This window comes from Spirosoma lituiforme (assembly GCF_054776635.1).
Genome location: NZ_BAAHBO010000001.1, coordinates 77295 through 91027, shown reverse-complemented (window position 1 = coordinate 91027; position 13733 = coordinate 77295). Strand labels below are relative to the sequence as shown.

Here is a 13733-nt window from a genome sequence, read left to right as displayed (position 1 = left end):
TCCCTGTTTTTTTGCTTTGCATTCCAACGACTACAGCACAAAGGGGGTCTTTGTGCTGTAGTCGTTTTTTAGTAACCATCATCTTTTCATGAATATGACACTAATTAAGAATTTTTATGAGATGAGTACGTTGGTATGTAAGACTGGTTTGACGTAGTTTTGTGTGACGACTTTGACCAATCAATCATCCAGATTAGCGCAACGCCAATCGTACAGGTGATTCCCAAAGACTTTTTTATGGGTTGACTCATCCCGGTGGGGATGGCAAAATCGTCGTTTTTAACTCAAATTGGTATAACTTTACGTTTTAGTTCGTTCGTTTACGCTCTTTTTCATGATTCATTTACCATTCCGATTATCCTCGGCAATTAACTCTCAGCCGCAGTCCGTAGCTTCCGAGACCTTGATCTCCTCTGCAACCAGAAAAACGAAAAACCAGCAGCGCATCAACTGGGCACTGGGTGTCGTCGCCATTGGCTGGGCGGGTTTACTGGCCGGCTGTAATAGTTCATCTACGGTATCTGTACTGGGCGACTGGACCGTTAAGTCCGCCTTTGAAGGCGTTGCCCGTTCTGAAGCGTCGAGCTTCGTGATCAACAACATCGCCTACATGGGCACTGGTCGTAATGCCAGCAACGAGCGTCTCCAGGATTTCTGGTCCTACGATCCGTCCAAAAATGCCTGGTCGCAAAAGGCTAATTACGGTGGGGTTGCCCGCTATTCGGCTATCGGTTTTGCCGTTGGTAACAAAGGCTATATCGGTACCGGCATCAATGTCAACAGCGACAAGCTGAAAGATTTTTATGCGTACGACCCAACCGCTAATACCTGGACAAAAGTAGCTGACTTTGGCGGTACGGCCCGGTACGGCACCATGGCTTTCGCCATTGGCAGCAAAGGCTACGTGGGCACCGGTAACGACGGTAACTACCTGAAAGACATGTGGTCGTTCGATCCAACGGCGAACGCCTGGACGAAAGTAGCTAGTTATGGTGGTGCCAAACGGGTGGGTGCGGTTGCTTTTGTAATCAACAACATGGCCTACGCGGGCACGGGTAATAACAACGGAACAGGTCAACGTGACTGGTACGTGTATGACCCCGCAACAGATGTATGGACGCAGAAGCTTGACTTCCTGACCGACCAGGCCGTACAGCGCAGCAACGGTGTCGGCTTTGCCATCAACGGGAAAGGCTATGTTGCCCTAGGCGAGAATACAAACGTCTGGCAGTACGATCCAGCCACGGATCTATGGACCTCACTGGGTTCGTTCGAAGGTTCTCCCCGGGTCAACGCAGTTGGCTTTGCGATTGGGAACAAAGGATACGTGACAACGGGCAGCAACGGCACAAGCCGCTTCGACGACCTGTGGGATTTCGATCCAACCATAGAGCAGGTATTATAACGGGCAGAATGCCTCAACAAACATGAACCAACCAGCACAGACGAATCTCGTTCGGAAAGGGTTGCTTCTGGTGTTGCTGGTACTGGCGATTCTGACAGCCTATATTATTTATCAGCGGCAAAACCCCTACACGGTTGAGGTTTTTTCAACGCCGGGCGGGTGGGGATATGCCGTTCTGAACCACGGAAAGCCATTTATCGATCAGCCTACTATACCGGGGCAGCCTGGTACAGTAGGCTTTTCCAGCGCAGCGGAGGCCCGTCGGGTCGGTGAGCGGGTGGTGGAGAAAATACAACAGGATAAGGCCCTGCCTACCCTGACGAATGACGAACTACGCCAGTTGGGCGTAAAAATTCCCTGAATTATTTGCTTATGCGTACTCTCTGGTACGCCGGTTTGCTTTGGCTAGCCGGTATAGTGCTGTTTGCTTGCCAATCGGGCGACCTCAATGTGGGGCAGTCGGTAATCAATCCGCAACAGTTGCAGGTCCAATCCGTTGATTCGATGTCGGTGAAGACCGCTACGGTTATGCGAACGGACTCGTTTCTGACGTCGGGCGATGCCGATATGGTTGTGGGTCAATGGAAAGACGCGCAAACCGGGCAGTTGAGCACGCAAGCTTTTGCGGCAATTGACTACCCGACCAATTCGCTGGTTTCCCAAACGAACTTGCGGCTCGATTCTCTCGTGCTGGAATTAGGCTATTCGTTTACCTATGGCGACACAACATCGGCCTTTAGTCTGGGCGTTTACCCGCTCAGCGCACCGATGCTCGCCCGTAATTACTTTAACACCAGTACCGTTGGTTACGCGGCAACGCCCCTTGTCCAACGGACGTTTATCCCCCAGCAGAATAGCGGAAACCGGCTGCTGCAGATTCGAGTTCCGGACGCGCTGGCACAGGGTTTATACGATAAACTCATCAGCGGTGAGATCACGGACAACACGTCCCTGAACAATTTTCTGCCTGGCTTCGCGCTGATTGGCAAGTCAACCACAAATACGTTTCTTGGCATGTCAACCAGTGCTTCCGTTAGTGGTCTGCGGCTTTATTACCACGATACGGATCTCAACCGAACCGCATCGACGCTGTTGTTCCCGGTAAGTTCGCTGCATTTCACGTCATTTAAGAATGACCGGACCGGTACGCCACTGAGCGCTCTCAAGAGTCGATCCGATGTGGTGAGCAGCACCCTGACCGATCATACTACGTTTGTCTCGCTGGCTGCCGGTCTTCAAACCCGCCTGGAGTTTCCGTATTTGAATGATTTTTTTCGTCCAGAAAGTTTTGCCGATCTAAACCGGGCGCTGCTGGTGATCAGTCCTGTTCGTCGGAATTCCCGTGACAATATGGCCCCGCCTTCGAGCTTGCAGCTTTACCAGACCAATAACCAGAATGAACTGATTGCTACCATACCCGGCGGATCGACGGGTTCCGATGTTGCCTCAGCGGGTTATTATCTGGTTCCCGAACCGATCACGCCGTTGATCACGGATAGCTACACCATTGATTTGACCTACTACATTGGTCAGATTCTTAAGAAGAAAGCATTGGCTCAACCGCTCATGCTGACGATCCCGGCCCCATCCAGCGGTATATTCACGTTGAAAACACTGATCCAACGGGTAACACTTGGTGACCAGCTTCGGCAGAATGACCAGATGAAACTGCAATTGTTTATGACATCTGGTTCCTAGATAAGTTAGTATACGACAAAAGCAGCGTGGGGTCTGATTTTCCAATCAGACCCCACGCTGCTTTTGTCACGTATTGATCCAAACTAAACCATATTTTACAACCCCGCAAGCGTATACACCGTTCCTTTCTGCGTATCAAACGACGTTACATAACCCGTGTCCGTTTTGGTAGACGTGGCTTTAACACCCTGTATGCGCACTGGGCGGCTGGTTCTCAGTTTGCAGGGTTCGCCAGCCAGCGACTTAACGGTGGCGGTAACCAATCGATGGTTCTTCCAGTTCATACCAACCTCAAATCCACCCCGCGCTTTCAGACCCGTTACGCGGCCATCTTTCCAGGCATCGGGTAAGGCAGCCAACAAATGAATATCGCTTAAGTGGCTCTGAATCAGCATCTCGGCCATGCCTGCCGTACCGCCGAAATTACCGTCGATCTGAAAGGGCGGGTGAGCATCAAAAAAGTTGGGATACGTACCACCCCCGCCCTGGCTTGCGTAGCGGGTTTGGGTTTCGCTGGTGAACTGCAACAACTCCCGCAGCAGTTTATACGCATGGTTTCCGTCGAGCAGCCTTGCCCAGAAATTGATTTTCCAGGCCCGGCTCCAGCCCGTTCCGGCATCACCCCGCAGTTCAAGCGTTTTTTTTGCCGCGGCCGAAAAGTCCGGGGTCGTAATGGGCGAAATTTGCCGGCCAGGATGCAGCCCGAACAAATGAGATACGTGCCTGTGTTGAGGATCGACATCTTCCCAGTCCTTATTCCACTCCTGAAGGTTGCCCTTGTGCCCAATGTGCAGGGGGTAAAATTTGTTTCGTTTCTCCATGAGCAGCGTTCTAAACGCAGCATCGGTGTTCAGAACGGCAGCCGCATCGATCAGGTTGGTAAACAAATCCCACATGATCGACATGTCCATTGTGGTTGCTACCGAAATGGAGGCTGGCTGACCTTTCGAGTCAATGAAATCATTTTCCGGCGATACGGACGGTGACACAACCAGATACCCATCTTTATCCTCAACAAGCCAGTCCAGGTAAAACTGAGCCGCACCTTTCATGATCGGATAGGCCGTTTCGCGAAGGAATTTTTTATCGTCCGTAAACCGGTAATGCTCCCAGAGATGCTGGCTCAGCCAGCCTGCCCCCTGATTCCAGTTTGCCCATTTCGGATCACCCTGTCCCCGGTCGCCAACGGGGTTCGTAATGGCCCAGATGTCGGTATTGTGGTGCGCTACCCAGCCCTTCATGTTATAGAACTCCTTAGCCGTGACCGCGCCGGTTTTGGCCAGCAGGCCGATGAAGCTTAATAGGGGCTGGTGCAGTTCCGAGAGATTCGTGACCTCAACGGGCCAGTAATTCATCTGGGTATTGATGTTGATCGTGTAGTTGGAACTCCAGGGAGCCCGTAATTCCTTGTTCCAGATTCCCTGAAGATTGGCGGGCACGTCGGTTACGCGGGAGCTGGAAATCAGCAGGTAACGTCCGTATTGAGCATACAGTGTTTCAACGCCGGGGTCATAGGCACCTTGGCTGTACTTCTGCAAACGCTGGTCCGACGGTAAGGCCGCATTGGCATTTCTGGCCGTCGTATCTGTCACCTGAAACGTAAACCGATTAAAATAGGCCTGGTAATCAGCCGTGTGCCGGGCGAGCAAAGTCTGGTAATCCCGACGGCTGGCCTGCTGAATCAGGTCTTCGGCAAGTTTGTTCTCATCTTTTCCGTCTTTGTCCGGGCACTTGTCGTACCCATTGAAACTGGTTGTTGCAGCGACCAGCAGCAGCACTTCCGTTGCCTGCCGCACGTGAATACCGGCGGTGTCCGTTTGTACACTTCCCCCCTTATTGATCGCCTTCAGCCGGAGCTGAAACCGCATGCCCTTGCAGCCCTCGGTATCTTCATAAATAACGGGTTGCCGGTCTTTTGAATTGTAATAATTGGGATCGACCTGCGCGGGGGCTTTCCCGCTCATTACCAGTTCACCCTTCGCGTTGGCAGTGTGCTGAAACCGTAAGGGGCTTTTAGTCGATGCATCGAACGTGAGTTGACCGGGCTTGCTGGCGGTCAGGCGAATAACCAGCACACCATCGGGAGCCGATGCGAAGACTTCGCGCTTGTAGGTTACCCCGTTCGCGGTAAATCGGGTTGTCGCTATGGCCTTCTGAATGTCCAGATCCCGGTAATAGCCGGATGGCTTGGCCCCGTTGACGTTCTGCTTCAGCGACAAATCACCCAGTGGCATATACGACTGCGTGTACAGGCCCTGCATGTGTTTCACCAGATCAACGGCCTGCGTGTAGTCTTCCCGTGCCAGCGCTTCCCGAACTTTAGGCAGATACGTTGGTGATTCCGGATTGACGTTTCCTTTTACCGGGCCACCCGACCAAAGCGTGCTCTCGTTGAGTTGAATGAGTTCGTTGTCGACGTGGCCAAATACCATCCCCCCTATACGTCCGTTACCAACCGGAAGCGCTTCCGTCCAGGCAGCGGCCGGTTGGTTATACCAGAGTTTAAGGGGTGATTGGGCAACCAAAGAGGATGGAATAAGCAGCGACAGAATTAGCCAGCAATTTCGCGTCATGTCAGGGTAATGAATGTTGAACGGATATAAAGTAGCCTAAAAATAGGGCTAGTTAATCTGGAAAGCAGATTTCTGCGCTTTTATCCTGAAAAGCCTGATTAGTTCCCAAGAAATTACGCGCCAGATTCATCCTAACCCAGCAATATACCCACTAACCATCCGCAACGGTTGACCACTGCTTCGCGTAAGTAATAGTACCGGCAAAACACGCAAAAAATGCCTTTACGGGGCTTGATTGAGCTTTTGGCTGAGTTGGCAACCGTCAGCAAGCTACCGGCAACAGCCGTAGATTTTGTTAAAATAGCTTAAAAACAGGGAGCATTTGTGCTTACCAGCAACCTAGATCCGTACGATGGAAAACCTGTACGTTACCTTTTAACCCGTGAGACAGCGGATAAACTGAATAGAACAACCCATGGAACGTACACTCACTCCGACCGAAGTTGCCCAGCCAATCCTGATCCCAACATCGACGTTACAAGTGCTGCTTTCCCAGTCGGAAGACGATTTTTATGGAAGTCTGCAACGGTTCTGGAACACGGTCGCACAAACCGAAGAATAAGCATGGGCCTACAGAAGGAAATTCATCTTCTATCTGGCGCAGACGAATGGGGGATTTGGAATCCCTTATCAATTCAAAAAAAATGAGTCTATTCAGAGTTGGCTAAATCGTGTTTCGACAACAGAATTCGCTCAATTGACAATGGCAATTGAGTAGCTGGTCACTCGGGAATACCCGTTTGCTAATGCAAACGGGTAGCGAATCTATAAGATGATCGTCGCCAGGCCAACCGCAAACAAGACCGAAACAACAAGGATACCCGTCCAGGTGATGGTGTTAACAGGATCTAGCGTAATTGAAAGAAATCGTTTCATATCTGTGCAATTTTAAACCAGTATTATTCAATAAACGCAATTCAGGTCACTTTAGATTTATTTTAAATGAATAAATTTTGTTTTATCGTAAAATTACCTGCTGCCCAACGGCTTACAGGAAATTCTTTTGCCGTTGTTACCTACCTATTTTTGGCTTTGCCGAAGGCTATCCCCTGAGCCAGCCGCTTAGCTGTCTTTTTGGGCTGGCGACTAAAATGATGCCGTCTACATGCTGTTTTGTCAACGGATTAGTCAGAAATTCGCGGCATGAAAAACGTATTCATTACACTGTTCGCCATGGCTTTGCTACAGGCTTGTGGACGAACGGAAAAGAAACAGGAAAATACCGCTCAAACCGTTCAGGCTTCGACCGATTCAGCCACTACCTCCCCGTCACCGAAAACTAGCACCTGCCAGTCAATCGTGAAGGCCGGTAAACTGGGCAAAACCGATGTGTATCAGGAGTCGGCTAAAGCGCTGACGGTTTCAGTAACGATCGATCAGGATACCAGTTCGATGCAGGTGGCCGACGGATGCTACTTTAATAATACGGTAACGATACGGGCCACTAAAAAAACTGGAAGTCAGGTGTTTAAGCGGACGCTCCTGAAAGATGACCTGATCTATTTTACAAAGAACGACAAGCCCATCGAACAGGGCATTCTGCAAAGCGTTACGTACAAGCCCACGTTCAACGGTCAACGGTACATCACCGTTTCGATGCGGATCGCTGCGCCCGGCAGCAAGAACGCGTCCGATTACCTGGTGACGATGAATTATTTTGGCGAAATCATTAAAGTGAAGTAAGTAGTCTGAACGGAACAGGCCCTCGGTCGTTATTCTTTGTATGGTAAAATCCTCATTCGGCTCGCTGCTGGCCCGCGTCGGGCTCGACTGGTTTATTCTCGCGTTGCTGGCTATGATCGGGTTGGCCAAGCTATGGCCCGCCCCCGGTGTTCAGGAAGGCCCGTTTTCGTTGTCGGCACTGGCTAGTTACGGGGTCTCGCTGATCTTCTTTTTGTATGGCCTGCGCCTGGACTTTAACCAGTTGAAGGTTGGTCTTCGGAATTACCGGCTGCACCTGGTCATACACATAACCACGTTTGTTATTTTTCCGGCGGTAGTGCTGGGGGTGCGTTCACTGTTCCTCACCCCCGACACCGAATTACTTTGGCTAGGTATTTTTTACGTGGCGGCTTTGCCCTCTACGGTGTCGTCGTCGGTCGTGATGGTTTCCATCGCGAACGGTAATATACCGGCGGCTATTTTCAATGCCAGCATCTCCAGCCTGATCGGCGTCTTTATTACGCCACTCTGGATGAGTTTTCTCCTGTCCAGTTCAAACGGGCAATACGACCTGTCCAGTGTTATTGGCAAACTAACGCTACAGGTAATTGTGCCGGTGGTATTAGGCATTTTACTGAATCGTAAACTGGGCTGGTTTGCCGAACGCTACAAGGCCTACCTGCGCTATTTTGATCAACTTACCATTCTGCTCATTGTCTACACGGCCTTTTGCGAGTCATTCTCGCTCAACTTATTTGCCAGCTACTCGGCAGCCGATCTAGTAGAACTGGCGGGCATGATGCTGGCCTTGTTTTTCCTTGTTTATGGCTTCATTCACCTCCTGAGCCGACTGCTAACCTTTAACCGTGAAGACCGGATTACGGCTTTGTTCTGTGGTTCCAAGAAGTCGCTGGTGCAGGGTAGCGTTATGGCCAATGTCTTGTTTCCGGGGGCGGTGGCCGGGGTCGTCCTATTGCCCATTATGATGTACCATGCGCTTCAGCTTATTGTAGCCAGTATTCTGGCGCAGTCGATGGCGCATCGGCAATCAGAAAAAGAAAAGGCCATTCAGCCGTAGATCTGACCTGTTCGGGACGCTAAAACAGGCACTCGACCAGATGCCCCAATCCCCGCATTAAACGCTGTACCGCGGTTTGTCTCTAACGATCAAGTAACACATAAAACAACCAACTGATCATGAAAAAGACAATCGCAGCCGCCCTTACATTGTTCGCTCTTGCTTCTGGTGCCACTTTCGCGCAGGGCGTTTATTCCAGACCTTTCGACAATCGGCCGGCACAGGGCGCGCAGTACAACAACGACCAGTATCAGGATGAACTGAAGATCGACCGCATCGATGCCCTGGTTGGTTTGACCCGCCGTCAGGAAAAGCAGCTTCGCAAGATCGAAAACAACTACGATCAACTTATGGCCCGCAGCCGCATGACGCCCGATGGCTATCGGCAGGTTCAACTCCGCAAACGTCAGGATATTCTGGCGGTACTGACCTCCGCCCAGCGCGACCGTTTGTTTGCCGTTCAGCAACCGAATCGTACGTATAACCGCCCTACTCCCTACGGCCGCAGAGGCTAAATATAGCCCGTCCATTCAGTATACGCAGGTGGCTCCCCGAGTTGGTGCAAACCAATCGGGGAGCCATTTTTACTTATTTACAGGTTTACCGATAAAAACGGATAGCTTTTCTCCAAACTTAACAAATTCTTTACAGCGCTAATCAGACTTCATGATAACGCTGTAAATCAACGACTTACTACGTCGCACGCCTGAGATCCAGACGCCGGGTCTCCCCAGGAATGTCCTTCCTGCACACTGGCGCCCAAAACGGCTGTATATTTCCCGACTGGTCTGCCTTGACCTGATTTCTGGGCAATGGCTCATTCCGGATAGGCTGACACTAAAGTTCAGTACAGCGTTTTGTCCGGAACATAACCAACGCAGACCAGTTTACGGGTTGATCTTGCCCAGGCACTTGCTTTTGAACGTACATGAAACACGATTTTGGCCCCGATTTTATCTGGGGAACGGCGACGGCAGCTTATCAGATTGAAGGCGCTGTTGACCGTGACGGGCGAGGGCCATCCATCTGGGATACATTTAGCCATCAGAAAGGTAAAATTAAAACCGGCGAACATGGCGATGTAGCCTGCGAGTTTTACGACCGATATGCTTCCGACCTCAAACTCCATAAAGAGCTGGGGTTCGATGCCTTTCGGTTTTCACTCTCCTGGTCGCGGATTCTGCCCGAAGGCACGGGCCCACGCCACGGCGGTCGCATCAATCAGGCCGGCATCGCGTTCTACGATCAACTGATTGACCATTGCCTCGCGCTGGGCATTACCCCCTGGATTACGCTGTATCATTGGGACTTACCTCAGGCACTTGAGAATAAGGGCGGCTGGCCCAACCGCCAGATCGTGGACTGGTTCGGCGATTTTGTGGATGTCGTTACGAAAGCATTCGGGCATAAAGTAAAGCACTGGATTATTTTGAATGAGCCACTGGCTTCGTCCATTCTGGGCTATTTCACGGGGCAGCATGCCCCCGGACGGCGGAGTTTTCGGAACCTCCTGCCCGCTATTCACCACACCGCCCTGGCGCAGGCCGAAGGGGGGCGCATTGTCCGGCAGAACGTACCCGATGCTCAGGTAGGCACTACGTTTTCCTGCTCCCCTATTGATCCCTTTACCCCCCGCGACCAGGCTGCCGCGAATCGAGTAGACGCCCTCCTGAACCGGCTTTACATCGAACCCGCTCTCGGCCTGGGTTACCCCGTCAATGAGCTTCCCTTTCTGGGTGGCATTGCCAAGAAAGTCGCCAAACCCGGTGATATGGACCGGCTGGCGTTTGATTTTGACTTCATCGGCTTACAGCATTATTTCCGGGCCGTTGTGGAGCAGTCGTATTTTATGCCCTACTTGTGGGCCAAGGATGTGTCGCCCTTACGGCGCAATGTCCAGACCATTACCGAGATGGGCTGGGAAGTGTATCCGGAAAGCATGTATCGGATTATCAGACAGTTCAGCCAGTACGAGGGCGTCAGAAAAATTTACATTACCGAAAGCGGAGCTGCTTTCTACGACTCCGTGGAGAAAGGCCAGGTGGATGATACGGCACGGGTAGCGTACCATCAGACGTACATACGGGAAGTGTTGCGGGCTAAACAGGATGGCATTCCGGTGGAAGGCTATTTTGCTTGGACGTTTCTGGACAATTTCGAATGGGCCGAGGGGTATCGGCCACGCTTCGGGCTGGTCTACGTAGATTTTCGGACGCAGCAGCGAATTGTCAAAGCATCAGGGCGTTGGTTCCAGCAGTTATTGACAACGACGCACCCGACGGTCGAGGGCTAACGAAGCCGGCATTGCTCACCGAATGGATTACTTGAGACTGCTGACGAGGTTCTGAACCATCTCGGTTATGAAAGCGCCCGTATACGGCCCGAAACGATTCATCTCGTGAATGTCGTACGGACTTTTCGGGTCATAGTAATAACGGTCGGGAACAATCTGACCAATGGTACCGCCATTGTAACTGGTTATCACAAGGTTGTTCCGCTCCCCGGTAGGCGTCGCCTGTAGTGCCGACACCAGTTCTGAAGAAAAAGCCCCCGGATTGCCAATAAAAACGGTTTTACCAATACGTAGCGCCTTCAGGTCCGCGCTGTAGTCCCCGTAAATCGCTTTCACCAGCCAGGGCTTAATTCGCCAGTTCTGGCTAATCCGCACCTGTGGATCACTTTGGATTAACGGAACCGTTTGGGCTACCAGTACACTGTCTGTACGAAGCGGCAGACGTTTGAGCATTGGCACCGCGCGGGCCAGCAGGCCATTTCGATCCGAAGCCGTATCGGAGCCTGAGCGCCCATTCGTTTTCTCAGCGGGGCGATCTATTCCGCCAGCCATGTATACAGAAAAACTCCCCGTACCTTTCTCTAGTTGGGCTGTCATGACATCGGCCATAATACGCCCTGAAGGCAGATTTACCGGATCGGCAACCGGTTGGGGCGTATTGGCAGAGCAGACTATCGCCGATTCACCGGTCTGTTTTTGTACTTTCAGAAAGTGAGCATCCTCCAGCTTGCCATAGCCAATTTGAACAGGAGCTCCGTTTTTCTGAGCGGTCGAAATGGCTTGCAGAGTAGCCCGTGTGAGGTTGTCGACCAGCTTTTCATCATAGTCGCCCAGGCTCTTCTTACTCGCGTAGTCATTAGCCCATCCGCCCCGGTTTGGGTACGCGTTTGTAGCTCCCAAATACACGTTTTTCCAGTCAAAGCCAAGTTTGGGTAAGCGCTTTTGCAGTTCAGCAGCTACCAATGGCGGCATCATCAGCAGGTCGATGCTAAGAACAACGGCTCGGGTCGTTCCATTGTCGAATACGATAGCCCGTGCAAAACTCGAATCGGGAGCATCTGATTCTTCCGGAGCCGCTTTCGTCGCAGAAAAGGCAGCGTCAATGCTCACCTTCGCCCATCCCGCGCGAATAGCGTGCTGCGGGGGCGGACTCGACACGATCCACGCAAATCGTTGCCGCGTAAACCGATAATACAACGCATTTTTGTAATTGGTCTTATCGACCAGAGCGATGCTGAACGCGAGTCCGTTGACAATGATAAGCGCCAGGACAAAGGCAATAAGACGGTATTTGGACTTCATTGACGGGCTAGTTAACAAGATGTTGATTCGGCACCATCATCGGTCTACTCGGCAACCGGATAGCCTTTATCGAGCCAGTCTGTTTTGAGATTTTTGGCCAGATTCAACAATTTATGGTTCTTGAAACCTAGCTCATTCAGTTTCGTGAACGCGGGTCGTACGTTCGGGCAGTTTTTGAATGGGCAACAGCCGCAGTAAATGACAATGGCCCGATCTTTTGGTTCTTTGCTGAGTAGCTTCTCCAGTTTGGCCAGGTTGTCGGCTTCACTACCGGGTCCAACGCCCAAGGAACCTTTAATGGTAGCCGCAGGGCCAATGCTGATAATAAGGGGCTTTTTGGCCGATGGGTCGTTGATCGTCTGGGCCAGATCGGCGGGTTCCAGTAGTTGTTCGGGGCTCCAGGGCTCGGTTTTTTTCCAACCGGTCTGACCGAACAGGATGAATAGCAAGATGGCTACCAGAGCAAGCGGAAAGATACTTTTTTTCGATGTTATCATGAGTGTGCCAACGCAGTGCGCGTCTGTTGTACGTGGTCAACTAAGGTAGGCCAAAAGTACGTAAAATGCTGGCCAATCAGATCGTAATATCGTTCCAGATCAAGAATGGCCGTATCCAGTCCGGACGGAAACGCCGTTCGTCGGGAAACACCTTTGAGCGACCGATCAACCCCGTCGATAAACTGGTAGCTGGTTAGCCAATCCTGCCGAATCATATAGTCGGCCATTCGCGAAGCCTCCGACGACAACCGGGCCTGGTTATTCAGCAGGGTCTGATAAAAATAACGAACAAAATCAGGCAGGGCTTCGCCCGTCAGCTGCTCGAAGTGGAGCGCCAGGTAATGATCAAAGAAAATATCGACAGCCGCCCCGGCATACTTATGGCAGCGGGGATATAGTAGATCGCGCACAGCCGCCACGTCGGGATGGGTATCCGTAAAGGAATCGATGGCGCGGTGTACCCGTACCCCCATAACCTCTTCAGGCAACAGGCGATGGCGAGGACTGGCGGGGTCACCCTTTATAAAATCGCCGATGAAATTTCCGATAAGCAAGCCCGTGTTCCGGTCCGACAGATAGCCATGCGCCAGTATATTCATACCGTCTTTCTGGCTATGGGCGGCTCCGACATGAGTGTAACGCCCTCGCCCGGCACATACCGCTCGACAGCGACCCCGAACCGACGCAGAAAATCCACGCCTTCGTCGGACCCGATTCCTTTGTATTCCGCGTACGAATGCAGAAAGACGACCCGCGCAATTTTCATGCTGTAGATAATCCGGGCGCAGGCGATGCAGGGCGATAAGGTTACGTAGATCGTTGAGCCCTCAATTTCGGAACCGTTTTTTGCCGCATACAGAATAGCATTTTGTTCGGCATGGAGCGCCAGCGAGCACGATCCTTTCGAATCGCGGGGACAACCCACGTCGGGAAACTCCTCATCGCAGTTGTGCGTCCCGGCGGGGGGGCCATTGTACCCGATCGAAATAATGCGGGTGTCGCGGGTCAGGACGGCCCCAACCTGGGCTTTGATGCAGTGCGACCGCTTGGCCAGATTAACGGCCAGGTCCATAAAAATATCATCAAACCGGGGCTTGGCGGCTGGCCCGCCCTCCCGGCCTGGTGTAGATGCCCTTGATTGATGGGCATCCGGATGAATCTGAAAATCGGATGTGTCGGTGGTAGGTACCATGCGGTAAAGATCAGGCTAAAAAAATTCGTTCAC

At 51.8% G+C, this 13733-nt stretch carries 13 protein-coding genes; 8 read left to right on the top strand and 5 right to left on the bottom strand.

Going from position 1 to position 13733, the window contains the following annotated elements; all coding sequences use genetic code 11:
* Positions 1-334: 334 nt before the first annotated feature.
* The 3 genes from ACYU87_RS00370 to ACYU87_RS00360 are packed head-to-tail and all read left to right on the top strand — an operon-like array spanning position 335 to position 3103.
* Positions 335-1405, top strand: a complete 1071-nt coding sequence (locus ACYU87_RS00370) for a Kelch repeat-containing protein (RefSeq protein WP_461132041.1) — start codon at positions 335-337, stop codon at positions 1403-1405.
* A 22-nt stretch (positions 1406-1427) separates the two neighbouring features.
* A complete protein-coding gene (locus tag ACYU87_RS00365) occupies positions 1428-1766 on the top strand; it encodes a DUF4907 domain-containing protein (RefSeq protein WP_461132040.1) in 339 nt (112 codons plus the stop codon).
* A gap of 11 nt (positions 1767-1777) precedes the next feature.
* A complete protein-coding gene (locus ACYU87_RS00360; protein WP_461132039.1) occupies positions 1778-3103 on the top strand; it encodes a DUF4270 family protein in 1326 nt (441 codons plus the stop codon).
* A gap of 95 nt (positions 3104-3198) precedes the next feature.
* Here ACYU87_RS00360 and ACYU87_RS00355 read toward each other — a convergent pair whose 3' ends face one another.
* Positions 3199-5676, bottom strand: coding sequence for a glycoside hydrolase family 95 protein (locus ACYU87_RS00355; RefSeq protein ID WP_461132038.1), 2478 nt, complete (start codon positions 5674-5676; stop codon positions 3199-3201).
* A 415-nt stretch (positions 5677-6091) separates the two neighbouring features.
* Between ACYU87_RS00355 and ACYU87_RS00350 the strand changes: the two genes are divergently transcribed.
* From ACYU87_RS00350 to ACYU87_RS00330, 5 genes are all read left to right on the top strand, one after another.
* The gene (locus ACYU87_RS00350) at positions 6092-6238 is read left to right on the top strand and encodes a hypothetical protein (RefSeq protein ID WP_461132037.1); all 147 of its coding nucleotides are present in this window, start codon (positions 6092-6094) and stop codon (positions 6236-6238) included.
* A 581-nt stretch (positions 6239-6819) separates the two neighbouring features.
* Positions 6820-7359: a hypothetical protein gene (locus ACYU87_RS00345; protein WP_461132036.1), complete on the top strand. Its 540-nt coding sequence runs from the start codon at positions 6820-6822 to the stop codon at positions 7357-7359.
* A gap of 40 nt (positions 7360-7399) precedes the next feature.
* A complete protein-coding gene (locus ACYU87_RS00340; protein WP_461132035.1) occupies positions 7400-8416 on the top strand; it encodes a bile acid:sodium symporter family protein in 1017 nt (338 codons plus the stop codon).
* Positions 8417-8535: 119 nt separating this feature from the next.
* Complete coding sequence (locus ACYU87_RS00335; RefSeq protein ID WP_461132034.1) at positions 8536-8931, top strand: hypothetical protein; 396 nt, start codon at positions 8536-8538, stop codon at positions 8929-8931.
* A 413-nt stretch (positions 8932-9344) separates the two neighbouring features.
* Positions 9345-10709 carry a GH1 family beta-glucosidase gene (locus tag ACYU87_RS00330; protein WP_461132033.1) on the top strand — a complete coding sequence of 455 codons (1365 nt, stop codon included), beginning with the start codon at positions 9345-9347 and terminating at the stop codon, positions 10707-10709.
* Positions 10710-10736: 27 nt separating this feature from the next.
* Here the strand turns inward: ACYU87_RS00330 and ACYU87_RS00325 are convergent, their stop codons facing one another.
* Genes ACYU87_RS00325 through ACYU87_RS00310 form a run of 4 tightly spaced genes read right to left on the bottom strand, consistent with a single transcriptional unit; the run spans position 10737 to position 13580 of the window.
* A complete protein-coding gene (locus ACYU87_RS00325; RefSeq protein ID WP_461132032.1) occupies positions 10737-12011 on the bottom strand; it encodes a hypothetical protein in 1275 nt (424 codons plus the stop codon).
* Positions 12012-12055: 44 nt separating this feature from the next.
* Positions 12056-12508, bottom strand: coding sequence for a rhodanese-like domain-containing protein (locus ACYU87_RS00320; protein ID WP_461132031.1), 453 nt, complete (start codon positions 12506-12508; stop codon positions 12056-12058).
* A complete protein-coding gene (locus ACYU87_RS00315) occupies positions 12505-13107 on the bottom strand; it encodes an acyl carrier protein phosphodiesterase (protein WP_461132030.1) in 603 nt (200 codons plus the stop codon). The genes ACYU87_RS00320 and ACYU87_RS00315 overlap by 4 nt, the downstream gene beginning before the upstream one ends.
* Positions 13104-13580 (bottom strand): deoxycytidylate deaminase, encoded by a 477-nt coding sequence (locus ACYU87_RS00310; protein ID WP_461133604.1) that lies wholly within the window; start codon positions 13578-13580, stop codon positions 13104-13106. The genes ACYU87_RS00315 and ACYU87_RS00310 overlap by 4 nt, the downstream gene beginning before the upstream one ends.
* Positions 13581-13733 lie beyond the last annotated feature (153 nt).